General features: G+C 56.8%; 32 protein-coding genes. 19 read left to right on the top strand and 13 right to left on the bottom strand.

What is annotated here, in order from left to right:
* Nucleotides 1-2 precede the first annotated feature (2 nt).
* The 5 genes from cmk to ROO76_14025 all read left to right on the top strand — a co-directional run bounded on the left by cmk (nt 3) and on the right by ROO76_14025 (nt 5,035).
* Nucleotides 3-734 (top strand): (d)CMP kinase, encoded by a 732-nt coding sequence (gene cmk, locus ROO76_14045; protein ID MDT8069284.1) that lies wholly within the window; start codon nt 3-5, stop codon nt 732-734.
* A gap of 63 nt (nt 735-797) precedes the next feature.
* Nucleotides 798-1,274, top strand: a complete 477-nt coding sequence (locus ROO76_14040) for a VOC family protein (GenBank protein ID MDT8069283.1) — start codon at nt 798-800, stop codon at nt 1,272-1,274.
* Nucleotides 1,275-1,525: 251 nt separating this feature from the next.
* Nucleotides 1,526-3,115: an L-glutamate gamma-semialdehyde dehydrogenase gene (gene pruA, locus ROO76_14035; GenBank protein ID MDT8069282.1), complete on the top strand. Its 1,590-nt coding sequence runs from the start codon at nt 1,526-1,528 to the stop codon at nt 3,113-3,115.
* A 204-nt stretch (nt 3,116-3,319) separates the two neighbouring features.
* Nucleotides 3,320-3,691 carry a response regulator gene (locus ROO76_14030; GenBank protein MDT8069281.1) on the top strand — a complete coding sequence of 124 codons (372 nt, stop codon included), beginning with the start codon at nt 3,320-3,322 and terminating at the stop codon, nt 3,689-3,691.
* A gap of 111 nt (nt 3,692-3,802) precedes the next feature.
* A complete protein-coding gene (locus tag ROO76_14025) occupies nt 3,803-5,035 on the top strand; it encodes an ATP-binding protein (GenBank protein ID MDT8069280.1) in 1,233 nt (410 codons plus the stop codon).
* 1 nt (nt 5,036) lies between these two features.
* Here ROO76_14025 and ROO76_14020 read toward each other — a convergent pair whose 3' ends face one another.
* The 9 genes from ROO76_14020 to ROO76_13980 all read right to left on the bottom strand — a co-directional run bounded on the left by ROO76_14020 (nt 5,037) and on the right by ROO76_13980 (nt 11,037).
* On the bottom strand, nt 5,037-5,687 hold the full coding sequence (locus ROO76_14020) for a response regulator transcription factor (protein ID MDT8069279.1): 651 nt from the start codon (nt 5,685-5,687) through the stop codon (nt 5,037-5,039).
* Nucleotides 5,687-6,082: a PilZ domain-containing protein gene (locus tag ROO76_14015; protein MDT8069278.1), complete on the bottom strand. Its 396-nt coding sequence runs from the start codon at nt 6,080-6,082 to the stop codon at nt 5,687-5,689. Before ROO76_14015 ends, ROO76_14020 begins: the two co-directional genes overlap by 1 nt.
* A gap of 243 nt (nt 6,083-6,325) precedes the next feature.
* Nucleotides 6,326-6,550 (bottom strand): hypothetical protein, encoded by a 225-nt coding sequence (locus ROO76_14010; protein MDT8069277.1) that lies wholly within the window; start codon nt 6,548-6,550, stop codon nt 6,326-6,328.
* Nucleotides 6,547-6,969: a phage holin family protein gene (locus ROO76_14005; protein ID MDT8069276.1), complete on the bottom strand. Its 423-nt coding sequence runs from the start codon at nt 6,967-6,969 to the stop codon at nt 6,547-6,549. The genes ROO76_14010 and ROO76_14005 overlap by 4 nt, the downstream gene beginning before the upstream one ends.
* Nucleotides 6,962-7,438, bottom strand: coding sequence for a hypothetical protein (locus ROO76_14000; GenBank protein MDT8069275.1), 477 nt, complete (start codon nt 7,436-7,438; stop codon nt 6,962-6,964). Before ROO76_14000 ends, ROO76_14005 begins: the two co-directional genes overlap by 8 nt.
* Before the next feature lie 181 nt (nt 7,439-7,619).
* Entirely contained in the window at nt 7,620-9,383 is a 1,764-nt protein-coding gene (locus ROO76_13995; GenBank protein MDT8069274.1) for a DUF2207 domain-containing protein, read from the bottom strand.
* A 2-nt stretch (nt 9,384-9,385) separates the two neighbouring features.
* Entirely contained in the window at nt 9,386-9,934 is a 549-nt protein-coding gene (locus ROO76_13990) for a LemA family protein (GenBank protein MDT8069273.1), read from the bottom strand.
* 172 nt (nt 9,935-10,106) lie between these two features.
* Nucleotides 10,107-10,505, bottom strand: coding sequence for a carboxymuconolactone decarboxylase family protein (locus tag ROO76_13985; GenBank protein ID MDT8069272.1), 399 nt, complete (start codon nt 10,503-10,505; stop codon nt 10,107-10,109).
* A gap of 28 nt (nt 10,506-10,533) precedes the next feature.
* A complete protein-coding gene (locus ROO76_13980) occupies nt 10,534-11,037 on the bottom strand; it encodes a vitamin K epoxide reductase family protein (protein MDT8069271.1) in 504 nt (167 codons plus the stop codon).
* Between ROO76_13980 and ROO76_13975 the strand changes: the two genes are divergently transcribed.
* A complete protein-coding gene (locus ROO76_13975; protein MDT8069270.1) occupies nt 11,018-11,509 on the top strand; it encodes a GNAT family N-acetyltransferase in 492 nt (163 codons plus the stop codon). The two genes, ROO76_13980 and ROO76_13975, sit on opposite strands and share 20 nt — an antisense overlap.
* 78 nt (nt 11,510-11,587) lie before the next feature.
* Here ROO76_13975 and ROO76_13970 read toward each other — a convergent pair whose 3' ends face one another.
* The gene (locus ROO76_13970; protein ID MDT8069269.1) at nt 11,588-12,424 is read right to left on the bottom strand and encodes a hypothetical protein; all 837 of its coding nucleotides are present in this window, start codon (nt 12,422-12,424) and stop codon (nt 11,588-11,590) included.
* Between the two features lie 463 nt (nt 12,425-12,887).
* Here ROO76_13970 and ROO76_13965 point away from each other — a divergent pair, with 463 nt between their 5' ends.
* Both ROO76_13965 and ROO76_13960 read left to right on the top strand, forming a co-directional pair.
* Complete coding sequence (locus ROO76_13965; GenBank protein ID MDT8069268.1) at nt 12,888-13,565, top strand: hypothetical protein; 678 nt, start codon at nt 12,888-12,890, stop codon at nt 13,563-13,565.
* Nucleotides 13,566-13,901: 336 nt separating this feature from the next.
* Nucleotides 13,902-14,282 carry a S4 domain-containing protein gene (locus ROO76_13960; protein MDT8069267.1) on the top strand — a complete coding sequence of 127 codons (381 nt, stop codon included), beginning with the start codon at nt 13,902-13,904 and terminating at the stop codon, nt 14,280-14,282.
* Nucleotides 14,283-14,291: 9 nt separating this feature from the next.
* Here ROO76_13960 and ROO76_13955 read toward each other — a convergent pair whose 3' ends face one another.
* From ROO76_13955 to ROO76_13945, 3 genes are read right to left on the bottom strand one after another with little or no spacing between them, the layout of a single operon-like run.
* The gene (locus tag ROO76_13955; protein MDT8069266.1) at nt 14,292-15,023 is read right to left on the bottom strand and encodes a 3-oxoacyl-ACP reductase family protein; all 732 of its coding nucleotides are present in this window, start codon (nt 15,021-15,023) and stop codon (nt 14,292-14,294) included.
* A 48-nt stretch (nt 15,024-15,071) separates the two neighbouring features.
* Nucleotides 15,072-15,314 carry a hypothetical protein gene (locus ROO76_13950; GenBank protein MDT8069265.1) on the bottom strand — a complete coding sequence of 81 codons (243 nt, stop codon included), beginning with the start codon at nt 15,312-15,314 and terminating at the stop codon, nt 15,072-15,074.
* Nucleotides 15,311-16,189, bottom strand: coding sequence for a 5'-3' exonuclease H3TH domain-containing protein (locus ROO76_13945; protein ID MDT8069264.1), 879 nt, complete (start codon nt 16,187-16,189; stop codon nt 15,311-15,313). Before ROO76_13945 ends, ROO76_13950 begins: the two co-directional genes overlap by 4 nt.
* 757 nt (nt 16,190-16,946) lie before the next feature.
* Between ROO76_13945 and ROO76_13940 the strand changes: the two genes are divergently transcribed.
* From ROO76_13940 to lptE, 11 genes are all read left to right on the top strand, one after another.
* Nucleotides 16,947-17,375, top strand: coding sequence for a YciI family protein (locus ROO76_13940; protein MDT8069263.1), 429 nt, complete (start codon nt 16,947-16,949; stop codon nt 17,373-17,375).
* A gap of 34 nt (nt 17,376-17,409) precedes the next feature.
* Nucleotides 17,410-17,784, top strand: coding sequence for a YciI family protein (locus tag ROO76_13935; GenBank protein MDT8069262.1), 375 nt, complete (start codon nt 17,410-17,412; stop codon nt 17,782-17,784).
* 93 nt (nt 17,785-17,877) lie between these two features.
* The gene (locus ROO76_13930) at nt 17,878-19,155 is read left to right on the top strand and encodes an RNA polymerase sigma factor (GenBank protein MDT8069261.1); all 1,278 of its coding nucleotides are present in this window, start codon (nt 17,878-17,880) and stop codon (nt 19,153-19,155) included.
* Between the two features lie 152 nt (nt 19,156-19,307).
* Nucleotides 19,308-20,255, top strand: a complete 948-nt coding sequence (gene meaB / locus ROO76_13925) for a methylmalonyl Co-A mutase-associated GTPase MeaB (GenBank protein MDT8069260.1) — start codon at nt 19,308-19,310, stop codon at nt 20,253-20,255.
* 76 nt (nt 20,256-20,331) lie between these two features.
* Nucleotides 20,332-21,036 (top strand): tRNA (adenosine(37)-N6)-threonylcarbamoyltransferase complex dimerization subunit type 1 TsaB, encoded by a 705-nt coding sequence (gene tsaB / locus ROO76_13920; protein ID MDT8069259.1) that lies wholly within the window; start codon nt 20,332-20,334, stop codon nt 21,034-21,036.
* Nucleotides 21,037-21,219: 183 nt separating this feature from the next.
* On the top strand, nt 21,220-21,648 hold the full coding sequence (rimI, locus tag ROO76_13915) for a ribosomal protein S18-alanine N-acetyltransferase (GenBank protein MDT8069258.1): 429 nt from the start codon (nt 21,220-21,222) through the stop codon (nt 21,646-21,648).
* 59 nt (nt 21,649-21,707) lie between these two features.
* Nucleotides 21,708-21,935, top strand: a complete 228-nt coding sequence (locus ROO76_13910) for a DUF465 domain-containing protein (GenBank protein ID MDT8069257.1) — start codon at nt 21,708-21,710, stop codon at nt 21,933-21,935.
* 201 nt (nt 21,936-22,136) lie between these two features.
* Nucleotides 22,137-22,799, top strand: coding sequence for a phosphatidylserine decarboxylase (locus ROO76_13905; protein ID MDT8069256.1), 663 nt, complete (start codon nt 22,137-22,139; stop codon nt 22,797-22,799).
* On the top strand, nt 22,799-23,659 hold the full coding sequence (gene pssA / locus ROO76_13900) for a CDP-diacylglycerol--serine O-phosphatidyltransferase (protein ID MDT8069255.1): 861 nt from the start codon (nt 22,799-22,801) through the stop codon (nt 23,657-23,659). The genes ROO76_13905 and pssA overlap by 1 nt, the downstream gene beginning before the upstream one ends.
* Nucleotides 23,660-23,724: 65 nt before the next feature.
* Nucleotides 23,725-24,783: an Asd/ArgC dimerization domain-containing protein gene (locus tag ROO76_13895; protein ID MDT8069254.1), complete on the top strand. Its 1,059-nt coding sequence runs from the start codon at nt 23,725-23,727 to the stop codon at nt 24,781-24,783.
* A gap of 23 nt (nt 24,784-24,806) precedes the next feature.
* On the top strand, nt 24,807-25,355 hold the full coding sequence (gene lptE, locus ROO76_13890; protein ID MDT8069253.1) for an LPS assembly lipoprotein LptE: 549 nt from the start codon (nt 24,807-24,809) through the stop codon (nt 25,353-25,355).
* Nucleotides 25,356-25,376 lie beyond the last annotated feature (21 nt).

Here is a 25,376-nt window from a genome sequence, read left to right as displayed (position 1 = left end):
GAATGTCTGCGAATCCCAGGAAGCTTGTGATCGCAATTGATGGGCCTGCCGGAGCGGGGAAGAGCACCGTCGCCGCGCGACTCGCGAGCAAGTTCGGATACGTGAATCTCGAAAGCGGTGCGATGTATCGCGCGCTCGGATTGAAGGCGATTGAGACCGGCACGGATCGAACATCGGAACCCGCACTCGTCGAGCTCGCAAAGCAGAGCAAGATCGAACTGATACCAACCCCGGAAGGCAACCGCGTTTTGCTGGATGGGCGCGACGTCTCGACGCGAATTCGCGACCGTGATGTCACCGATGCCGCTTCCGTGGTTTCGGTTCAGCCCAAGGTCCGCGAATTGATGGTCCAACTACAGCGGGAGATGGGCTCGCGGGGCGGGATCATTATGGAAGGTCGTGATATCGGTACGGTCGTATTTCCTCATGCGGACGTAAAGATATTCCTCGATGCCGACCAGAGCATCCGGGCCGAGCGTCGCATTGCGCAAGTGAACGCGAACAATCCCGAGCAGGCCGCGAAACTCATTCGCGACATGCAGGAGCGGGATCGTCGCGATTCCACCCGTGCGGCATCTCCGCTGGTGGCCGCAGTTGACGCCGTTCATGTTGACACTTCGAAGCTGAATGTCGAAGAAGTGATTGCCGAGATTGAGACGATTGTCTCGGCGCGATTGAATGCGTCCAAAACAACGGATTCCCGGTTGAGTCCACCCGCTATGAATTCCAGGTAGGGTCGTTTCTGTTGTCGATACCTGCGCCGCTCGTTCGACGTCTGCATAGAGGAGAGAATTCAGATGCCCAAAATCACACCGTTCTTATGGTTCGACAACCAGGCCGAAGAGGCCGCGAAGTTCTACACCTCCATCTTCGAGAATTCGAAGATCAACAAGGTTACGCGGTATGAGGACGCCGGACCCAGCAGGAATGCGAAAGTTCAAGTGGTGGAATTTGAACTTGATGGCAAGCCGTTTATTGCCTTGAATGGCGGCCCACAGCAGTTCCATTTCAATGAATCGATCTCGTTCTCGGTCGAGTGCAGAGGCCAGAAAGAAGTCGACGAGTACTGGAGCAGGCTGTCGGCGGGCGGTGAAGAGGGTCCGTGTGGGTGGCTGAAGGACAAGTACGGGCTTTCCTGGCAAATCACACCGGTCGAACTCATTCAACTCCTGAGTGATCCGGACAGGGCTAAGGCGAATCGGGCGATGGGAGCAATGCTGAAAATGAAGAAGATCGATTTGGCAGAGCTAAAGAGGGCGGCGGAAGGACAGTAGAGTAAGTGATTCACTTGACCGGAAGTTCTTCGACAGTTCCGAATCCCCGGCTAGTACCAAAGTCTTCCGAGATTGATTGGGTTATTTGGAAGAAAACAATTTTCGGGTACCCACTGAGTTGCAGCGACTTTAGCAGGGTTGCTGCATCTTAAATGAGCAGGTCATCTCGGCTCAAAAATCGACCGGCAGTGCTAAAATTTAAGGTTGCCAACCGGGTCCGCATCTCAGTGGACCATTAAAAGGACGCATTTATGGCTACTGTGGAAGCTCCAGCTCGTGAGCTGATTGAACTCACTCCGTTTAAGAATGAACCCCTAACCGACTTCAGCAAAGAAGAGAATGCGCGCAAGATGCGGGCGGCGATCGACAAGGTTCGGTCGCAACTCGGCCGCGAGTACGATCTGGTGATCGGCGGTCGCCGGCTGAAGACCAACGACAAGATCAAATCCATTAATCCTGCCAAGCCCAGCGAGATTGTCGGTATGTTCCAGAAGGCCGGTGTAGAGCATGTAGAACCGGCGATGCAGGCGGCGGTGAAGGCGTACGAGACGTGGAAGAACGTCCCGGTGGAAGATCGCGTTCAACTGCTGCTCAGAGCGGGCAAGATTATTCGCGACCGCAAGTTCGAATTTTGCGCGTGGCTGGTTTTTGAAGTTTCAAAGAACTGGGCAGAGGCTGATGCAGATGTCGCTGAACTGATTGATTTCTGCGAATTTTATGCGCGGCAGGCGATCCAGCTCTCGAAGTCGGATGCGCCGGTGCAGTTGAAGGGCGAGCGCGATTATCTCTGGTACATTCCGCTCGGAGTGGGCATTGTCATTCCGCCGTGGAACTTCCCGGCGGCCATTATGGGTGGCATGACCTTGGCGTCGATCGTTGCCGGCAATACCGTGGTATTGAAACCGTCTTCGGATTCCCCAACTATTGCGGCGAAGTTCTTTGAGGTGCTGGAACAGGCTGGGCTGCCGGACGGGGTGGTGAACTTCTGCCCCGGTGGGGGCGGAAGCTTTGGCGACGCGCTGGTGTTGCACCCGAAGACGCGTTTCATCGCGTTTACGGGGTCGCGCGAAGTCGGGCTGCACATCAACAAGAGCGCGGCGGAGCAGCAAAAGGGGCAGATCTGGATTAAGCGCGTAGTGCTCGAGATGGGTGGTAAAGACGCGATCATCGTCGATGCTGATGCCGATTTCGACTCGGCCGTAGAGGGCGTTGCACAGGCAGCGTTCGGGTTCCAGGGACAGAAGTGCTCGGCATGCTCACGCGCAATCATCGATGAGAGAATCTACGACAAGTTCCTCGAGGCGCTCAGAGCACGCGTGCAGAAGATTACGATTGGCGATCCGACGACGAATCCGAACATGGCGGCGGTCATCAACAAGGGCTCCATGGACTCAATCCTGCGGTATATCCAGAAAGCCCAGGAAGAGGGTGGACGGGTGATTACTGGTGGCGGAAAGGCCGAGGGATTTGGGGACGGGTATTTCGTGCAGCCCACGGTTATCGCCGATGTGAAGCCGACGGACACCATCGCGCAGGAAGAAATCTTCGGACCGGTGCTGGCAGTACTCAAGTCGAAGAATTTCGACGAAGCACTGGAGATTGCGAATGGCACGGAATTCGGATTGACGGGTGCTGCCTATACCTCCAGCCCGGACAAGATTGAGCGGGCGATGCGCGATTTCCATGTTGGTAATCTGTACATCAACCGCAAGTGTACGGGTGCCATCGTCGGCGCGCATCCGTTCGGCGGCTTCAACATGTCCGGCACGGATTCCAAGGCCGGTGGGCCCGACTATCTCTTGCTGTTCACGCAGGCGAAATCGATTGGGAAGAAGCTGTAAGGACGGTCAACAGTCAGAAGTCGAAAGTTAAAGCCAAGGGAGCCACGGCTTTAGCTTTCGACCTTTTAGTTTTCGACACTACTTTCTTCTGCTTACCCGCATCTAAATGAGAAAAAGCGACTAAGCGGTTTGACAATGGGCGGGGCGCGAAGCAATATTGATGCCAACGACGCTAGGGCACCTGCCCCGAGGTGAGCCTCTCTTATGGCCCGGATCCTGTGCATTGATGACGAACCGCACGTGGTGAAGCTGAAGTGTGCGATTCTGGAAGCAGCAGGGCACACCGTAACGGCGGCGACCTCGGCTCATGAAGCCATCGAGAAACTTAAGGCGAATCAATACGATGCCGTGGTGACGGATTGGCGTTTGGGGGATGCCAATGGAAGAACCGTCGTCCAGGCGGCAAAGTTACACTCCAGCGTTCCCGTCGTTGTGGTCTCAGGGTATGTAGCTGAAGCCTTCCAGGCGGCAGAACCGCTGGCCGACCTATACCTCGAAAAGCCGGTAAATCCGGAAGAACTTGTCACGATCGTAAACGAGTTGCTGAAGACCTCGGATCGTCCCGCAAGTCGCTAGCCCAAGCATCCCGCTCTTTCTGCGCCACCATCTCAACCTAGAGTTGGTGCTTTGTGGCGCACGCGCCTGGCGTGTATCAGGCGTGGCGCTAGAGCTACAGGGGCTCCGGGGATGGTTTTACTTGGCGATCATCGTTTCCTACTAGACTCGATTACTACGCTTATCTCCAAACCGGCTTTCACATGGCTCTACGGCAGTTCGGCACTTGCCATGGGCTCGATCCAATTAATTGAGCGCCGGCATCGGGCACTTCCACTGCATCCGGCACGACAAATCGAAATATCGACCTTAATTGAGAGTATGCCCGAGGCCGTCTTCGTCGTGGACTCCAAGGGACGAGTTATCGAAGCGAACCAGGGAGCGGAGCGTCTCCTGGGAGTGCCGAAGTCGCGCCTGCTTGCGATGAACGACGTCGAACTCGCGAAATTTGTCTCGGAGTACAGCGTCGGCGTTTCGCAACCACCGCAATGGGCAGCGACGAGAGCCCTGCGTGGTGAGAGCGTTCACGAACGCAAGACGTTGAAAACTGCCAAAGGAGCGACGGAAGTTTCGGTCAGGGCGCAGCCGATTCGCGAGCAGGACGACAAGATTGTCGGAGCACTGGTGATCGTCCAGGACATCACCGAATTGACGCAACTGCAAGAGCACATGGCTGATGCCGAACGCCACGATGCGTTGGGGCGAATGGCAGCGAGCCTGGCGCACGACTTCAACAACGTGCTCGATACGATCTCGAAGGCTGCCACGGTGCTCGAGGTGATGCCGGACCGTTCTGCCGAAGACCGAGCGGTTTTGATTCGGATGATTCTGAATGCGGTGAAACGCGGCTCCGAAATCGTGAACAACGTGCGCCAGTTCCTCATCGGCGGCGAATTACCAACGGACCGGATCGACCTGAACACGGTGCTCGAAGAAGCGATCCAGTTGACCCGCCCAACGTGGGAAGCGCAGAAGAACGTCTCAATCATCCGAATGTTTCATCCGGTGCCACGAGTTCGCGCCAACGCCGCGGAGATGCGGCGGATTTTTACCAATCTGATACTGAATGCGATTGATGCGATGCCGAGTGGCGGTACGTTGATTGTCGGTTGTGAACAGAAGTGCGGCAAGGTCCACGCGTTCGTGGAGGATACCGGTGTGGGGATCTCGGCGGAAACGCGCTCTCACATCTTCGAGCCGTATTACACGACCAAGAACAAAGGCACTGGGCTAGGTCTGTCCAGTGCCTTAAAGATGATCCGTCAACAACGCGGCAATATCACGTTCAACAGCAAACCCGGAGCAGGCACCCGGTTTACGGTGGAACTGCCATCTACCACACCGGAACCGGAGCGAGCGGCGTGACCTACGAAGTGGCTGCGGCTGTGGCTGCTGCCGCTTCTGCCAGAATCCGGTGGTGGATAGTGAATAGCGCCAGTTCCAACCGGTCGGAGACGCCAATCTTGTCGTAAACGTTGCGCAGGTAATTCTTGATGACCTGTTCTGTCGTTCCCAACTGAGTGGCGATTTCCTTGTTCTTATAGCCCTGCACAATCAGAGCGATGATGCGCAGCTCTTTGGGCGTGAGACGGTCACGCACGCGAGCACCTACAAAATCTTCGTGCTCAGGCGCCGGGGCCGGGCCCTTGGCGTCTTGTACGAAGCGGTCGCCGCGCGAAACCCGGCGAACGCACTCAATGAGCGATTCGCTGCCAATGCTGCGATAAACGACGCCTTCGCAGCCCGCCTTGAGATAGCGCTCGGAGTTTTCACCATTTTCCGCCACAACCACCAGGCGCGACTGCGACTGCTGTGCGACCTTGGAAACATTTTCCAAGTTTGGCAGGAAACTGCTGGCAAAGATCGCCACAGAGGCGCGGAACTTCTCCAGGGCCATCAGGAACTGTTCGAGAGACTGAGCCTGGGCTACGATACGGACGTCGTCCTCAACAGCGAGCACTTTGGCGATACCCGCACGGAAGATAGCTTGATTGTCCGCCAGAATGACCTTGAGCATTATTTGGTCCTCGGCTTATGTTTGCGAGCCTTGATCTTGGGTCTAACCTTCGTGGAACGTTTAGGCCGTGTTTTCGAGCGTATCTTCGGCCGGACGAATTCGTATGAGTCGATCACGCAAGCCACGCCGGTTTGCGTGCCGTTTTTGGGTGTGTCGGTCCGAATAACACGAGCGAGACAACGGAGAGTGACATCCGACTTCGATCCGATCGTCTTACTCGGAATCGTCATCTCGCATTCAATGATGGAGCCGATTTCCGGTGGGGTATCAAGCCAGAAATAGGCGCCGGAGGAGCTTATGTTCTCGGTCGTGCCGACATGTTCCGCCGACGCAGGGCTATCGCCGACCCGGACCGGAATGTGAACCGGGAAACGGCGACCTGTTCGAGCATCCATACAGGGCTACTCCTTAACGGGAGTGACTCCCAATTGGCAGCCATTTTGGGGAATAAATTCAAGCCGCGCTTCGCGTTATATCACGAAAGTAGCTGAAATCGATAGCACGGAACGCACCCGGTACATCGAAAACAAACGGGGATGAAGGATTCGCCTTAGGAGAATTTGAGGGCAGAATGGTCGCAAGGGGGACGTAGAAGGCCGGGGGTCACGCGGCCTTCTACCCTGCAGTTTCGATGCTGTTCAGGCTGTAAACACCCCGCCGAAGGTCCAGCCGAAGACGAGTCCTACAATAGCTGCTCCCGCAGCGGCCTCAGTCAAGTGCCGGCGTGTCCAGTCTTCCGCATTACGCCGAACGTCGAGCTTGTCCTTCATGGTGAGCCGCAACTCGGCAACGGAGTCGTGCAGCCGGCGTCGCTCGTCTGCGGCGCGTTGTTCCAGGATTTCAGTTGGTAAACCGCTGGTCATAATTGTGTCCTCGCTTCCGTTTTCAGCCAGACCTGATCTTGTTTGAGGATACGCATCGTCTTTTCGGGCGCAAATCCCCCTGCTTTAACAGTGTTCCAGCCATAGAAGAACAGCAGTCCGCCGGCGAGTCCGTAAACGATCATCACAATACCGAAGGACACCGCGAAACCCCAAGGCTGGCCGGAGAATGCGAGCGCAATGGCGACTACCAGACCTGCGGTGAACAGCAGATACGCCGTCCCGAGCAGGACAAGTCCGATAATCATGGCCGGCAGGCCGACTTTCCAGGCGCCGATCTTCTCGTTGATCTCGTTGCGCAGCATCTGTATGCGCGTGGTTGCGAAGTCCTTAAGGTCTTCTCGGAATTCGTGCATGACCTCGGCCACGGAACGGCCGTTATTCATAGTTCCGTTAGTCACGATTTGACCTCCATAGCCTTAGAATTAACCCGGCAATCATCGCTATCCCGCCGATGGCGAGAACAAATTGAGCAGGGCGCTGTTCCGAAAACTCATGCACCCGGGTGCGGACTGTCCGGACTCGCCGCTGGGCTGCACTGGTCCACTGCTGTGCGCGCAGCCGAGTTTGGCGCGTCACTTCGTCAGCACGGTCGCGAACCGAATCCGACAGATCCTCGAACGAAGAGCTCGTGTCCGACGAGTGTTTCTTCACCAGTTTGATGCCGGAGTGAACTGTGTTCCGAATCGCGCCAATCGCGCTTCCGACTGTGCTGCCAACACTCTCGGCTGCGTTCACCAAGGGGCGTTCTTGTTCCCGCTTCATGCGGCGAGCTTCGAGTTCGTCGGCGAGAGGTGAAGTTCCGGGCAGAGTGCCAGGCGGTTCGACTTCGCAACTCGGTTCCAGCGGTTTCCGTAATGGATCTGCCATAAAGACCTCCGGCGCTTCAGGGGCAAACACTGATTAGGATGTGAAATTTCAGGGGGATGTTGACAGCGAAGGTGTGCAGAATGGAGCACAGCAGAATTGCCGAAGAGAGAAGCGTGATCGCTGAGAGAGTACCTACTCAGTGCAGATCAAAACTGAGAAGGTACTCTCGCTTTGCCGGGTGCTAGAAAGCCGATCCCCCGCCACCGCCGAAGCCTCCGCCGGAGAAGCCTCCGCCGGAGAATCCGCCACCACCTCCGCCCCAACCGGATCCGGTCGAGCTGGCGCGGGGAGCAGCAGCGAAAGCCTCATAGGTGGAACTCGTGAGCGAATTCATGTTGCTGGTGAAGAAGATGGGGTTGAAGTAGCCGCCCGGGTATCCATACGGCCCGGTGTACCAGGTGGGTGGGTTCTGGACGATGCCCTGGAAAGCATGGGCCCAGTGCTTCTCTACTCCGAGTGCCATTGCATAGGGCAGGAACTTCTCGAAGGTGTCGGGCGGCATTGTCCGCAGGCGGTCGCCCTCAACGCGATTCATGAACTCACGGAAGCCCTGGATTTCCACAACTGTACGCACACCACGCAGAGTTTTGGCGGTCATGAGTCTGCCGATGATGACCACGATGGCCAACGCGAGAATGATGGAAACGATTGCCACCAAGGGAGCCAGAAAGAACTGTGCCTGGCCGGTCACCTGCAGCAGCACAAAAGGCGCCGCGATAATCAGCACCGCCAGGAAGCGGTACGCGTTCGCCGAATCGGGATCGACCATGTACATGCCCTTCTGCTTGAGTTCGATGAGGATGCTCTTCTTCACTCCCGGTAACGCAAGGTAGAACCGGTTCTTCAGGTCGGAAAGGTGGATGACGTCCGTTCCGGAGAACATATTGTCCAGCATGGATTGCTCATGGGCACGCAAGTCCTTCCATTCGTTGCGCGGCTTGAGGAGCCGGAAAATGTAGTCTGTGTTCTTGAACAAGAGAACCTTTTCTTGTTTCTCCTCGATGTGGATATAGCCACGGACAGCGAGATCGACGATGGTGGAGGTAACGTCGCGCGGATCGACGGAATCATCGATGAGCGAACCGACTTCAGCCGGCGACATGTCCTTGGGCGGATCATACATGGGCGCGACCGAAAGGCCTGACTGCGGATCGCGACCCTTGTACCACCACATCGTGAACATCACGAGAAAAGCAAAAACCGGCAGTAGAACGATGCTGTTGCTGCGAATAAACCAGCCAGCTCGAGTGAACGCGCTGGGCTCGTCGAGAATGCCCTTGGGAATGTAAACGTCGATGGTCAGGCCTTCGCGCATCGAAAGAGGGTTTGTTGTCTCGAAACTTACCTGGTTGCGGTTAACCTGGGCGGTCGCTTCCTTTGCGTGCGAACCGTAGAACCCGGTGAACGCCTGCGCGCGAAGCTGTCCGCCAGCCTTGTCGGGGAACAAGACGAAGGCCGACGCATGATCGATCGGCACCCCCCAATCGTTGCCGGTTACGTTCCAGTAGAGTTCATCGTAATCGTTGAAGAAGCGGACGCCATTCAGCACTTCGTACTGGATGTCGACCTCGCCCGAGGTATCGACGGCGCCGGGTATATAGATCTTGAGATCGCGGTAGGCACCGTGGATGGAGCTGTCGTATTTCAGCGGGTGACCGCTCCCATCAGTAACCGACCGTACATTCAGAAAGAGGGTGTAGTTGGTGCCGTGCGGGCCGGGATACTGGATGGGCAGCGTGCGATGGATGCCGTGCCACTCACCGATGAACACGAGCGAAATGTGCTCGGTGACCAACATCGTCCCATTCTTCATCACCGCGATGTTGGTGTCGAAGTTCGAGACGCGCCAGCTGTGCTGAGCGGAAGCAGGCAGCGCAGCGAAGACCAGGAGAAAGAAGAGGGCGCACACAATGGCGCGCCCCCGCAAAGTGGAGTTTTTCCGCATATCTAGAACTTCACCGCCGGCACATTGCGATCAGTCGGTTCGCTGATCTCGAAAAACTGTTTCTGCTGGAAGTTGAACATCCCCGCGATGATGTTCGTCGGGAACGATTGGATTTTCGTATTCAGATCGCGGACCACGGCATTGTAGTACCGGCGCGAGTTCTGAATCGCATCTTCCAGTTGGCTGAGCGAATTTTGCAGGGACTGGAACTGCGTCGAAGCCTGCAACTGCGGGTAGGCTTCCGCAACCGCCAGCAACCCGCGGAGAGCCTGGGTCAGCATGCCCTCGGCCTGGCCACGTTGTTCTGGTGTGGTGGCGGCCATAGCGGCAGAACGGAACTTGGCTACGTTTTCGAAAGTTCCTTTTTCGTGCGCCGCATAACCCTTCACTGTTTCCACCAGGTTGGGAATGAGGTCATGACGTCGCTTGAGCTGGACATCGATGTCCGACCACGCGGAATCTGCGCGTACCCGGAGCTGCACCAGGCCGTTGTACATCCCGGCTACGATGAGCACGAGCACAACGACGACTACCAAAAGGCCAATTAACATTGCGCCTCCTCTCCCAGATATACGGACGAAGCTGTCAGGGAGTTGCGCAAAGTATCCCAGAAGAGAGAACCGGTGGCAATGCGAAGAAAGATAACCACTGAGGGCGCCAAGGCGCACTAAGGTAAGGTCCTATGCTTCGTGTTCCTTAGTGTCCTGGTGGTTCGCATTGCAGTCAGCTATATAGCTCGGTGAGAAGCGCGTACCCCCGCCGTAGATGCGGGATAACAATGGTTCCCCCGACGACCAGGGCTACGTTTAGCGCTTCTTCCTGTTCGGCCCGGGAGGCGCCCAGCCGCCAGCACTGGATGATGTGATAGCTGATGCAGTCGTCGCAGCGCAGCCCGGCGGAGACGACGAGCCCCATCAATTCCTTGTACTTGGCCGGAATGGCACCTTCTAGATAGGTGTTGTGGTCGATGTTGTAGACGCGCTTGACGAGGTAGTTGTCGGCGGCGTCAACGTTGGCATTGAGCCGCTTGCGGGTGGCAACAAACTCACGCGCGATGGCGCTCTTCCGGGCGGCGTCTTCTTCGGAATAGAGGTAAGCGGGTTCCTGGCGGTCGGTTGGCATCAGAATTACTCAGCAATCGGTCATCGGTTTATTGTGCTGGAACGGTCTTCTTCTCCCGCATTTTGCAGACGAGCACGGTCACGATCGCCAGAAGCGTGATAAACGAGATCGTTCCCAGCGACATCACGCAGTAGATACACCACACCCCCAGAATGCTTGCCTCAATGTGCGTGAGGTAGAGAGAGAAGCCAAGCCCGATCAGCGCCGCTGCCAGCAGCAATCCGTACCGGCGGATAGCCCCGAGTACTCCCAGCAGCAGATAGCCCGCAATCCCTATCACCGCGACCGGAACCTTGCCGATCATCGCGAACGGGCTCTTGTTGACAATGCCGCAATCCCACTTGTCATTGATGCTGCACGGCGAAACTCCTTCGCGATAGTGCTCGCGCAGTGCGAGCGACGACACGACGATCCCAAAAACAGCGAGAAGTATGAAGACGTAGCGCATGGCGGAATTGTAACGGGATCTCTGTCGCAAAGCGAGATGGAAGGCGCTTTGGTGCGGGTGCACCTTGGTATTATCGGTTCGCATGGAGCCCCCACACACAACCCGTCTGGCAACCCCCGACGACGCGCCGGTGCTGGCCGAGATGCGGCGGCGAATGTTTCTTTCAATGGGGAAGCCAGATGACCAGCGCATGCAGCGCGTGGTCGAGGCGTTCACCGTGTGGGTTGCCGATGCCATTCGGCGCGGAATTTACATCGGCTGGGTGGTCGAGACCGCAGCTCACGTCCCGGTCGCGAACGCAGGAATGTTGCTGATGGAGTGGCCGCCGAACCTGCGTGATCTTGGGCCTGTCCGTGGCTACATTTTGAATGTCTGGACCGAACCAGAGCATCGGCGGAAGGGGATCGCGCGTGGGCTGATGGAGACCGTCATGGCAGAGGCCCGCCGAAGGGAAATTCGAGTGATGACGCTGCACGCGTCGGATGAAGGGAAGCAAGTTTATGAAAAGCTGGGTTTTCGCCGAACTCGGGAGATGATGTTTGTGGAGCCGGATTGATCCTCGGCAGTTTACCGCAGAAGCAGAGCAGGGCATCGCAAACGCGATGCCCTCTGTTTTTGCGGCCCCGCCGGGAGTTTACCAGTACGTCAGCTTGATTTTGTCCAGCCAGGTTGAGTAATCCGTCTCGAGATAGTTCCCGTCCATTTGGAACGCCGTCGAGAGGGAACTGGCGCTGGTTGAGCGCGTAGCGTAGCTCTTGCTGATGTAATGCTTCGCACCGTCAAGTGTCACGGCGATGAAGTGCGTGCGGTTGTCGGTGCTGCGATAGAACTCGAGGATGAGGTGGTGCCACTTGTAAGCGGTCGGCGCATAGCATGCGATCCCGGTTGGAATGAACTTTTGGTAAATGTCATCCCACACATCCCATTGTTTAGATTTCCGGATGTCGCATTGCGTCCCGAAGATGAAGTGGTGTCCGTTGGCCGACTGGTTCACGTCAAACTCGAGCGCCTGGGGCGCCGACGAGTTCTTCAAATAGAAGTACAAATCGTAGATGAAATGATGCGCACCTGATTGGGCGGTCAGGTGTTTCCACCATAGTGCCTGCGAGTAGGGTGTCGAGCCGCCAAGCCAGAACCGGGCGGACTTGCCGTCCATCGAGGGGCTGGAGATGAACTGCGTCATGCTGTAGGGAGCACTTGGGCCGGAGCCGCCCGATCCCGCGCAGGAATCGCAGCTCTCCCATCCTGTCATCTGGTCGATATTCCAATAGGTGTTTGTGCTGGTCGAGGACGATGTTGTCGAAACATTGATGTACAGCTGTTTCTTGTAAACGTAGCCCTTCGAGTCCCATGCCTGGAATACGACATTATGTTTGCCGCCTGAAAGGCTTAAGGATGTGCTCATGCTGCTGGAAGAGGTGCGGTATTTTTCTGTGTTGTCAATGTAGAGCTTGAATTCAGTGATGGACACGCCGTATGCGGATTTTGCGTAGGCAGAGAATTTTGTGGGAGAGGAAACGGTTGAGGTTGATGGGGAGGAAACGCTGATCTGCGCAAAACCGAAGGCAGAAAAGACACAGAGCAGGCAAAGCAATTCTAGATGTCGCAAGTTACATACTCCGGGGGACAGGTATGCCCTTGTTTTTTTGTTCCGGGGGAATTTACAGGAAATTCAGCTCTGGATATATAGGTCGAATCCTGTAATCCGTTGTAAAAAAGTGCGCAACGCAGGATCGGTAAAGCAGCCGTAGCTTACCGCGGCATGACTAAACCGCGGCAGAAAAGACGTTCCGCCGTGCATCCAACACATCGTGTCGAACGGATCAGGGAAGTTAGTTATTCCAATCTTGTTGTTACTCGCAACGTTTGCAACTGGACAAAACACTCCAGCAGTAAAACAGGAACGCGTGCTCCGAATAGGAGTGCATTCGGACGTGCGTTTCATCCTTACCGATCCCGACGGGCGAAGCGCCGGATTCGACCGGTTTGGGCTCGAAACCAGCCAGATTCCACGCTCCATCCCGAGCGAGAATTGTTCGACCGCAAAAAACTCGGCGCAGCCGGGAAAGCCATGTTTCCGGCAAATTGAGGTCGAGAATCCAGTCCCGGGCGAGTACAGGCTGGCCATTGTGGCAGCCCAGGGTGGGAACTACGGTATCTACTGGTCGGATCAAACTGGCGGGCATCTCGAGGGTCGCCGTTATTCGGACCTGCCGATCAGCACTGGCGAACTACAGGTCTATGACTTTGAGTGTGCCCCAGACCCGGCGGCAGACAGCTTGCGCGGCAATTTCACCGGCTCGCAGGCCTCAGGAGCCGCGGATGATTTGCTGACCTGGGGGCGACCGAGTTCCGCCTCTCCGCGGTTGCCGCCGCGAACCAAAGATTACGAACCGATCATTGTTTACGGGCCGACCGTACACCCGTCAACATTCCGAGCCCAACTGAATAACTCGGATGTCACCAAACTTTTCCATCCCGAGCCTGGAACAGCCGAGGCCGTACGTTTGCCGTTGCGTCCCGGTAGCAATCTTCTCAAGGTGATGGTGAGCGGCAGGGTCGGCTCGCAAACGGCCGTCGATACGGATACGTTCGATTTCAAAGTTCCGTAGCTGCAGGGTTGAGGACGCAGCGCAATCCGACCGGAGCACTCGATTCACCAGCAACGTGGCGTCTCGTTGTCCGCATCGGACAAAGCGGGACAAAGTAATGAAGCGATCAGAACAGCAAAAACTCACACGTATTCAACGATGGATCGATTCTTTCTGCGGCCTCTACAGCCGGGTGGCGTCCCGGCTGAAGGTCGACCGTTCGTACGTAAGCCGTGTTGCTCGTGGAGAGCGATCCTCGCCGGAAGTAAGCCGCGCGTTAATATCGGAGTTCGAACGCGTTCAACGGGACGTTCGGGAGTAAGTGAGACCTGCGCATTGATCCGGTAAGATGACCAGATGACCGGTCTGCGCATGGACATCTGGCTATGGGCTGCGCGATTTTTCAAAACGAGGGCGCTGGCGAAGCGGGCGTGCGAACTCGGCCGCGTATTCTCGAATGGGCACGAGGCCAAGCCCGCGCGCGAGGTCCGTGTGGGCGACCGGTTGCGCGTGACAACCGAGAGCGGAGAGTTTGAACTGGATGTTCTGCAACTCAGCGAAATCCGCGGTCCCGCGGCAATTGCACAGCGGCTCTACAAGGAAACCGAAGCGGGACACGAAGCTCGGTTGAAAGCAGCCGAGTTGCGTAGGGCGAATGCGGAATTCGCGCCATCGCCGGAACGCCGGCCGACGAAGAAAGAACGCCGGAAAATCATCCAGTTTCGGGGCAGAGACTGAACCGCCACCTTACGACATATACCATCCGCCATTCACGGAGATCATTTGTCCAGTGATGTAGCCGTTGCTCGCGAGCATCACTGCAATCGAGGCGACGTCATCGACCGTGCCGAAGTGCCCCATGGGAATCAGGTCGGGTTTTGCGTTCAGGTTGCTGGTCACCATGTCGGTTTCGATCAGGGCCGGTGCAATGGCATTCACGGTGATCCCGTCGCGCACGTACGCCTTCGCGCAGGAGTGGGTCAGGCCGATAATTCCGGCCTTCGACGCCGCGTAATGGGGCCCCACGGCACCGCCGGTCTGCGCGGCGACCGATGAGAGATTGATAATCCGGCCCCACTTTCGGCTGCGCATGCCACCGATTACAGCTTGTGTCACGAGGAATACAGATTTCAGGTTGACGGTGAGGATGAGATCCCATTCCGCCTCGGTGATCTCTTCCAATTTGCGCGGAATGGCGATTCCGGCGTTGTTCACGAGGATGTCGATGGGGCCGAGATTTGCCTCAACTGCGGCAACCATGCGGTTCACGTCTTCTGTGCGAGATACGTCCGCCTGGATGGCAAGTGCCTTCCGCCCCAAACTCTTGATTTCGGCGCAGACGGCTTTCGCGGCATCGGCGCGCTCGCGATAGTTCACGGCGACGTGAACGCCGGCGCGGGTCAGGGCAATAGCTATTCCTGCGCCGATACCACGGCTGGCTCCGGTGACGAGGGCTACACGGTTGTTGAGATCTTCCATCGTTTGATTGTACGAGGACGAAAGCGAAATCGAATCCGCCGATTGAAGCTAGGTCTCACGCACGTCCTGCGAAAGGTGTCGATAGACAAGAAAGAATATAAGTATCGAAATGGCCGCAGCAGCCATCAGCACCATCCATCCCATGTGGTGAAAGAATGAGATGGGATCCCACCCAACCGTCGTTCCAGGTTCGGCGTGGGCTGACGCGGGAATGATGAGGGCGCCGGGTATCAGCACAAGCGTCGCCAGGAAAGTGGCCATGGCTGCGATCAAAGCTGCGACTACTTTCATAATGCTGCCCTCGCAAGCCTCACCGCTTTCTCCAGCAGAGCATTTGCATTTAGCTTGCGACAGCATGCCTCGAAGTCTCTGCCCGGCCCCTTCCACCGAACCTCGTCAATGGAATCGAATACGGGCACGTCGAATCGCAATGTCGCCAATGTACGAAAGAGCAGTGCGTCGTCCCAGTTGCTGAGCAGTGTTTCCGAAAGCGGTCGGGCTTTGCGGATCACCGGATTCCACTTCTGCCAGTCTTTAGGGACATCTTCCAGGTGAGGGTAGTGTGAAAAAACTGCTCCCGCGGCCTTTTCGCCCCAGCCGCGCAGGCCGGGGTAGCCGTCGGCGGTGTCACCGACAACTGCCAAATAGTCGGGGATAGATGCGGGTTTCACCCCGAACTTTTCGAGGACACCCGCTTCATCACGCAGGATATTGCGGCGACGATCAAGTTGGACGATGCGCGTTCCGGAGACACACTGGGCGAGATCTTTGTCGGGTGTGCAGATGAGAACCTGTTCCACGCGTGGATCCTGTGCTGCTTTAACGGCGGCAGCGGCCAGAGCGTCGTCGGCTTCGAAGTAAGTTTCCGGCCAGACCCTTACCCCCATGGCGGTCAGCATCTCCTCGACAATCGGAAATTGTGAGAGCAGTTCTTCCGGGACGCCCTCGCTGGTCTTGTATCCGTCATAGAGTTCGTTGCGGAAGGACTCGACCACATGATCCGTCGCGACGCCAATATGGGTGGCACCGCTCTCGATGAGCGACAGCACCGAGGTGAGCACGCCGCGGGTGGCGGCAATCTCTTGGCCCCTAACGTCAGTACTTGAGGGGAGGGCGAAGTAATGCCGAAAGAGTTCGTAGGTCCCGTCGATGAGAAAAACCTTCATGTATGTTACAGTCCAGTGCCGCGACGATCTTATCCGAATTGAATGCTCTCCGGCACGGAGGATGCTTCAGAGTGAAGGCTTGGCTCCGTTTGACTTTGGTGACTCTCACCGTCGGTGGCGGATTCCTGGGGTTTGTTCTTATATTGCCTTTCTTTGAGTCTGGTCCAAGCGTGCTGCATGTCGCGGAAGCATCGTTTTTCTCTTGCTTTACGCATACGTGACGGTCAGTGGTTTGATATTCGTGGATGATCCAGCTTGCACTGGCCCTCTGATCGGTGCATTGGCAGTACAAATTCCCTGGATCTCTTCCCCCCTACTGCTCTATCGCTTTACTGCCGGACTTACGCTCATGATCGGCATGGGTGCTCCTCAATCGAACAGTGGTGGAATGTATTTTGGTTACGAGATGTTCCTTGGAAGTCGCTTCACTGTCAGTTTTAGCAAGAGCTCTCCCTGGGGGTTTGGCCTGAATCTGGTCCCACTCGTGTTGCTAGTGGCATTGTTGAAATCGATGAGGGCGTCTAAATCCAGCAGCCGCTGGCGACTGCTCCGGAAGACGGCGCTGCTTCTTTGAACTGATTTCCAGCTTTCTTCTGCTATCCGAATGCGATTCAAGCGGTTACGCAGAGTCCTCTGTCAGGCGTCTATTTTTCTTTTTGGCTGTCGATTCGCGCCCCCGTCGTTCGACGTCCTAATGAAAGCCGAGCGAGGTCAGGCTGAAAATAGAGATCAAATCTGCGAACCAAGGAGAGAGAAGATGCGAGTCATGGTGATGGTGAAGGCGAGCAAGGAATCGGAGGCAGGGATTTTGCCTGACGCGAAGATTCTGACCGAGATGGGCAAATTCAACGAGCAACTATTGAAGGCCGGGGTGTTGTTGGCGATGGAGGGGCTGCAGGCATCGTCGAAAGGCAAGCGGGTACGGTTTGAGGGTCCGAAGCGGACAGTCCTCGACGGGCCGTTCGCGGAGGCCAAGGAACTGGTCGCCGGCTTCTGGCTGTGGCAGGTACGCTCCATGGAAGAAGCGGTGGAGTGGCTGAAGAAAGCTCCATTCGATGGCGGAGCAGAAGTGGAAATTCGCCGGGTCTTCGAAACCGAAGAATTCGCAAAAAACCTGCCACCGGAAGAAGTCGAACGGAAACACCGGATACGGCAAGAAGTAAGAAAGAACTACGAGTCCCGATAACGAAGAACATCTTAGATTCGATAGGAGAGTAGTCATGCGGTTCCTGAGTATCTACAAACATGTGGAAAGCAATACTCCGCCCACGGCGGAGGAGATGGCAACCATGGGCAAACTGGCAGAGCAGGGATTCCGTGAGGGCTGGCTGATCGCCACCGAGGGGTGTCTGCCGAGCGCACTGGGCGCACGCGTTCGTCGCACGAATGGAAAGATTACTGCGACCGACGGACCGTTCACCGAGGCGAGGGAACTGGTAGGTGGCTTCGCCATTCTGAAAGCTAACTCACGCGAGGAGGCGATCGAGTTGACGAAACACTTCCTGAGCCTTGCCGGAGACGGCGAATGCGAGATTCGACAACTCCATGAAGCCGGTGAGTGCATGGAGCAGGCGAAAGAAGCGTTGGCATCCTGAGGGCGGACTACCCCACCCTAATAGCCGATTACCAGGGCTGAGGGTGGGGCATGATTTGCCATCGCCCCGCAAATTTGGTGTGATCAGTAGCAGATGACTACTGATGTCCATCGCGCGATTGATGCCGTCTGGAAGATGGAAGCTCCAAAACTGATCGCCGGACTGGCGCGCATGGTTCGCGACGTGGCGGTTGCTGAGGATCTGGCACAGGATGCCCTGGTGGCGGCGCTGCAACAATGGCCAAAGACGGGAATCCCGGATAATCCTGGCGCATGGCTGATGCAAGCCGGAAAGAATCGCGCGATCGATCTTTTTCGCCGCCAAACCCGCACAGAGCAAAAGCATGTAGAGATCGGCCGTGAGTTGGAAGAGCGGCAAGAGAGGGCTGCGCTCGAAATTGAGGCTGCGATGGATGACGACATCGGCGACGATATCCTGCGGCTTTTCTTCACCGCCTGCCATCCCGCGCTCTCCCCGGAGGCTCGAGTCGCGCTGACCTTGCGCATGCTAGGCGGCCTGACCACCGACGAAATTGCCCGCGCCTTCCTCGCGCCCGAAACCACGATTGCGCAACGCATTGTTCGAGCGAAGCGGACAATTTCCGAGAAGAAAATTCCATTTGAAGTTCCCCGCGGAAGGGATCTCGTCGAGCGGTTGGATTCGGTTCTTGAAGTGATTTACTTGATCTTCAACGAGGGCTATGCGGCGACCGCGGGTGACGACTGGATGCGACCTGCATTATGCGAAGAGGCGATGCGCATTGGGCGGCTGCTGGCCCAGTTGGAGCCGCGGGAGTCCGAAGTGCATGGTTTGGTTGCTCTCATGGAAATCCAGGCTTCAAGGGCGCGGGCACGCACCGGGCCAAACGGCGAGCCGATTTTGCTTGGAGACCAGAACCGCGCGCAATGGGATCAGCTTCTGATACGTCGCGGATTGTCTGCGCTGCAGCGAGCTGAAGACCTTGGCGGCCAGCGTGGTCCTTATGCGCTGCAGGCGGCGATTGCGGCTTGCCATGCACGAGCTCGCAGCGCCGACGAGACTGATTGGAAGCAAATCGCGAGTCTCTATGAAGACCTTGCACAAATTGTGCCCTCTCCGGTAATTGAGTTGAACCGCGCAGTCGCTGTAGGAATGGCATTCGGCCCGCAAGCGGGTCTGGACGTCGTCGATAAATTGGCGTCCGAGCCGGCGTTGCAGAAATATCATCTTCTGCCGGCCGTTCGCGGCGACTTCCTGGTGAAGCTGGGACGGATAGAGGAAGGCCGCGGTGAAATCGAACGCGCTGCGTCCCTCGCGCGCAACGAACGTGAAAGAACGATGCTGCTGGAGCGCGCGCAGAAGTACTCGCACCTGAATAGAGATCAACGCTGAGGCGCTGAGCTCGCTGCGGAACCGGTGGATCCTGGGTTCCTTTGTTTGGAAATCCGAGGATGAGCCTCACGGGGCGCGGGACATCTAAAGATTTGCCGTCCTCGCCTCGGCTGCTACACTGAAGAGTTTTCAGGACAATCGTGAACTCCGCTATGCAATCCTGGATTGAGCAGATACGTGCTGGAAATCCGCGTGCCCTGGCGCGCGCCATAACCGCCGTAGAGAATCGCGATGAGTGTTCGCACGATCTGCTGAAGGGTTTGTTCGAGCATAGTGGCCGTGCGCGTGTTCTGGGCGTTACGGGCTCGCCGGGGGCAGGTAAAAGCACGCTGGTAGACGCGCTGGCACGAGAGTACCGCAAGCAGGGTAAAACGGTTGGCATCGTCGCCGTCGATCCGACCAGTCCTTTCTCTGGTGGTGCTATTCTCGGTGACCGCATTCGCATGTCGTCGCATCATGCCGATCCGGGAATCTTCATTCGCAGCATGGCAACACGCGGTGCTCTGGGTGGCCTGTCGCATACGACTGCCGACATTGCAACTGTTCTTGATGCCAGCGGCCGCGACCTCGTGATGATCGAAACCGTGGGCGTCGGCCAGGACGAGATCGATATCGTGCGGCTTGCCGATGTCACCATGGTCATTCTCGTGCCCGGCATGGGTGACGATGTGCAGTCGATCAAAGCCGGCATCATGGAGATTGCAGACATTTTCGTGATCAACAAGGCCGACCGTGATGGAGCCGACCGGGTAGAGCGCGAGATCCGTGCCATGCAGTCGCTGGCGCACCCACGTAGCGACAACTGGACCCCTCCCGTGGTAAAGACAATTGCAAGCGATGGAACCGGCGTGCCGGAACTGGCGAAGGCGATCGATATATACGAGAAGTTTCTCGACAGCACTGAACTGGGCCGAAAGCGCCGGATGGAGAACTGGCGCAACCGGTTGATTGCCATGCTCCGCGACGAATTGCTGGAACGGGTGTTACGGCAGCAGCTGTCAGATGATGACGCGCAGCGCTATGCGGCCGATGTCGCCGAACACAAGCGCGATCCGTATACGCTGATCGACGAGATCATTGGGAAGTTCAACGGGAAATAGGAGGTGCAAGGCACAAGCTATAAGGTGCAAGAAACAGCGCCTTTTCTTGGACCTTGTGCCTTGGATCTTGCACCCTATGCTCATCTGCGCCATCGACACTTCGGGACGGGAAGGAAGCCTCGCGCTGGCGGAAGGCGACAAGTGCTCGTTCGAGGTGCTCCACCTTGCGCCAATCGCCGGCGGAACGTACTCCGCGCAGTTGATCCCCACTCTGTCACACGCTCTCGCGAAAACCGGCAAACGGAAGTCCGAAATCGGATTGCTGGTAGTCGCTTCGGGGCCGGGATCGTTCACCGGGCTGCGTGTCGGCATCAGTACCGTCAAGGCACTTTCCGATGTCATGCAAGTTCCGGTGGTTGCGATCAGCGTTCTGGAAGCAATTGCATTTACGGCTAAGAGGCAGGGCATTGTTTTTGCAGCGCTCGATGCACAGCGGAACGAGGTCTACGTTGGCGAATACGAAGGCGCGAATCCGAACTCAATCAAGAACCTCAATGAGGCGCTCACTCCCGTCCCCGATTTCCTCAAGTGGCTGAATGCACGACACCCGGTTCCAGTCACTTACACGCCGGATTTCACGGTTGAAGAAAGCATCCAGCGGGCAGGTCTACCTGCAGAACACATTTCCAGGCCCAAGGCCGATCTGTACGCGCAGTTCGGTTTGTGCAAGTACTTTGCGGGTGAGATAGTCTCGATCGAGACCCTGGATGCGAACTACATCCGTCGCTCCGACGCTGAGTTATTCTCGGCGCCGAAGCTGGGCATTGAGAACAAAAGCTGACCGCGGATTCGCGCGGATTCCAAAAAGCCAACGAACTTGAGTTTCATCCCGCTCCCCTCTGCTCGTGTTTTTAATGCGGGTTGACCCGCGAAGATTTTTGGGTTCTAAGTTGAAGTTATGTCGTCCACCTTCTAACTTGTTTCTGTGAGGATCCGCCGAGCTACGGTCCGTGACATTCCGCGCTTGATCGCGATTTCCCATGAGTCCGACTCGGCCGGTCACTGGACTGTCAGCCAGTATGAACGGGCCCTGACCGAGTCACCTCCCATACGAGTTGTGCTGGTTCTTGAGGAGAGCGGAGAAGTGATGGGTTTTGCGGTTGCGGCGGAGATAGCCCGCGAATGGGAGTTGGAGAATATTGCGGTTTCCATTCCGTCGCGCCGAAAACGATATGCTGCTCACCTACTGGCGACGTTGCTCGGCGAATTACGCAAAGCTGCGGCGGAGAGTGTCTACCTCGAAGTTCGCGTCTCAAACCATGCTGCGCGGTGTCTTTATGAGAACTGGGGATTCCAGCAGGTCGGCTTGCGTCCGGGGTACTATCACAACCCATCCGAGGATGCAATTCTCTACAAGAAGAATCTTGTTACGGCTGCTCGCGAAAGGGGTTGACCCACCTCTGCCGGGGGTGTAATTTCTTTTTCACAATTGCGACCTAGGAGGTCAACTGGATGGTTACTCCAGTACGCGACCATCTCCTGGCCACGAGCGATGAATTTCGCCAGTTGGTCCAGGAACATGCACAGTACGCCCAGCGTCTTGATTCCCTCACCTCCAAGAAGTACCTCTCCGAAGACGAAAAGCTCGAAGAGATCCGACTTAAAAAGCTGAAACTTAGATTGAAAGACCAGATGGAGCACCTGGAACAGCAAGCTCGTCGAACGACGGCCGTAGCCTAATCGGGCTTGGAAGAGGCATTTGCGCCCCTGCAAGGAGCAGGTCTGTGCCTGCGGAACCCTTGCGGATGTAACTGAAAATAACCGATTTCGAGTACAATCGCCCCGGAATTGCCGCCGGGGCGTTTGATTTCCGGGTCAGTACGCCGCACCGTCAGGAATTCAGGTGTCTGGCTCTAGCGTTCGATATAATCTGAGCAATCCATGGTTCGAGACGGCTACTTCTACGCGCTCGGCTGTCTGGCTGCTGCTGTCGTTGTGGGCTGGGTGGCTTGGCCTCTGGCATTTATCCCAGTGCTCCTGGGGATTTTCTGCCTCTGGTTCTTCCGCGATCCTGAGCGGATGATTCCGGTCGGCCCGGGGGCGATCGTCTCCTGCGCAGACGGCAAAGTAACTGACGTTTCGACGATTCAACTGAATGGTCAGTCCCGAACCCGCATCAGCATTTTCCTGAACGTATTTAATGTCCACGTGAATCGCTCGCCCATCGGCGGAGTGATTACGGATTTTGCCTATAAGCACGGCCAATATCGAAATGCGATGGGGCCGGATTCGGCGGAGTTAAACGAGCAGAGCATCTGCACGGTGATCGGGGACAACGGCGAGGTAGTCGTCTTCAAGCAGATTGCCGGCCTGATCGCCCGCCGCATCGTCTTCAACTACAAGGTTGGGGACCGCGTGGCTCGCGGGCAGCGGGTTGGCATGATCAAGTTCGGCTCACGCTGCGATGTTCTGTTTTCCGCCGAGGCACAGGTTTCGGTAAAGATTGGAGATCACGTTAAGGGTGGTTCGAGTGTGCTGGCAGTGCTACCTGTGGCGGGCGGCAGTGTTCCAGCGCCCCACGCAACGACACCGGAGAGATATTGATGAACGGGGCCCTCAATCGTCGTGCCACCGACCAGAAGCCGCGCCGACACCGCAAAGGGATGTACCTGCTGCCCTCGGCCTTTACCATGGGGAACCTGGGCGCAGGTTTTTATGCAATCTTGCAGGCGGTACAGGGAAACGTCGCCGAACCACAGCACTTTAATTTCGCCGCAATCGCGATTGGTTTTGCGGTTCTCTTTGACGGCTTGGATGGCACTATTGCGCGGCTGACGAATACTTCCAGTGATTTCGGCAAAGAATTGGATTCGCTCGCCGATGTAGTCACTTTTGGTGTAGCGCCGGCGGCTCTCGCCTACTTCTGGGGATTCCATCAGCTGCCGTTTGATCTCAACCCCGACCTTCGTCATAACCTGCTGCAGTTTGGGGCGCTCATTTGCTTCCTTTTCCTCGCTGCCGGCGCATCGCGACTGGCGCGGTTCAACATCACCCTGAACCCTCAGCCAAAGAACCCAGGGCGTCCGGGCCGGAAATATTTTGTCGGGATGCCAATTCCGGCCGGCGCAGGATGCATTGCCGCAACGGTTCATTTCGCTCTGGGGTCGCCAATTACGGTCTGGTGGCTGGCTCCTGTATGGATGACGTTTGTCTTCATGCTTGGGTTTCTGGAGGTAAGCACATGGCGGTTCTGGAGCGCGAAGAGCATCGATTTCCGCAGCCGCCATCCTTTCCGGCTGATTATTGTCATTGGGCTGTTGATTGCGCTCATATGGGTGTGGTCGCGCTATGTTCTGATTGCCCTGGCGTTGCTTTACCTGTTTTCCGGCATCATTGCGCGCCTTGCCTTTGAAGTTCGCCGCGGCGGACAGCCCAACGCGCCCGCGGAATCGCCGCACGCGTAGAATCGTAGTTCACGGTGCTGGCCAGGGAATCATCTGTTAGGCTGAGAACGAGGCAATTTGATCGAATGACACGCACCGGAAAATCCGGAGAGTCTTGGAGCGGCCTTTTCCACGTCGCAGTGGTGGGCGCCGCGTCGCTCAAGGGCAAAGAAGTGAAGGACGTACTTTCGGAGCGCAGTTTCCCATCCGATGACGTAAAACTCCTCGACGACGAGGAATCGCTGGGACAAGTCGAGGCGGTCGGAGACGAGCCGACCTTCATCCAGCAGGTGACACCGGAGCACCTCGAAGACATAGACTTTACCTTTTGTTGCTCAGATGAGGCTTACACGGCGAAGACGTGGCGGCTGGCGCGCGATGCCGGCAGTGAAATCATCGATCTCAGTTATGCGTTAGACGGGGAGAATGGTGCGATCCTGCGTGCGCCTCTGGTAGAACGTGAACTTGGAGTTCGGCAAAAGGTCGAATTAGAGACTGCGCCGGTGGTCGTCGCACATCCGGCCGCCGCCGTGCTGGCGGTATTATTCGCGCGCGTGCAGAAGGTGCGCGAGATTCGCAGCATCATTGCGACTGTCTGCGAGCCCGCGTCAGAGTATGGCAAGCGCGGTATGGACGAGCTGCACGATCAGACCGTAAACCTGCTCTCCTTTCAGCAGATGCCGATGAACGTGTTTGGAACACAGGTGGCGTTCAATCTCGGCAGCGGTTACGGCGAGAACATCAAGCCGTCCATGCGTGCGACCGAGCTGCGCATACTGAACCACTACTCGCGCATCACAAACGGGAAACTGCCGTTGCCATCCTTGATGCTGTTGCACGCACCGGTCTTTCATGCGCATACGTTTTCCATATACATTGACCTCGCGTCGCGGTTCGATCAGAACGAGTTGCAGGCGGCGCTGAGCGGCGAGCACGTCCAGATCACGCATTCGCAAGACGAGGAGCCCAGCAACGTGAATGTTGCCGGTGCGGAGGACATTCTCGTTTCCGTGCGTCCCGACGTGCAGCGCGATACCGGTTTCTGGCTGTGGGCCGCGGCCGATAACCTTCGCGTGCTTGCGACTATGGCGGTCAACTGCGCGGAAGAGATGGTCGCGACTCGTCCCCGCGGGCAAGTGCAATAGGCAACTGTAGATCGGGTGATCGGGTGAACCGACGAATTGGAAGCACAAAATACGGGTTCGTGGTTGCGAGTACAATACTGATTTCGATCGCGATCGTTACTTCCAGTTGCGGGTACCACACGGCGGGTAAAGCGGTAAAAATCCCAACCTACGTCAAAACGCTCGCGATTCCGGCATTCGTGAATCAAACGCAGACATACAGGATCGAGACCATCCTTACCGAAGCCGTGGTTCGCGAATTCAACACGCGCACACATTACCGCATTGTCAGCGATCCAAACGGTGCGGACGCGGTTTTACGGGGATGGGTCACCGGAACGCAACTGGCGCCGCTGACCTACGACTCGAATACCGGACGGGCATCATCGGGTCTGGTTACAGTGAACATGAGGGTGGTTCTGACCGCGAAAGACGGTCGAATTCTCTACGAAAACTCGAATTACACGTATCGCGAGCAGTACCAGGTCTCGCGCGAATTGTCGTCGTTCTTCGAGGAGCAGGGCCCTGCGGAACAGCGCCTTGCCAAGGATTTCGCGCGCACGCTGGTTTCGAATGTGCTGGAGATGTACTAGAACCTGACTACGAAGGACACA

The sequence above is a fragment of the Terriglobia bacterium genome (genome assembly GCA_032252755.1).
GTDB lineage: Bacteria > Acidobacteriota > Terriglobia > Terriglobales > Acidobacteriaceae > JAVUPY01.
The sequence above is the reverse complement of the archived record's forward strand: the minus strand, read 5'-3'. Positions and strand labels throughout refer to the sequence as shown.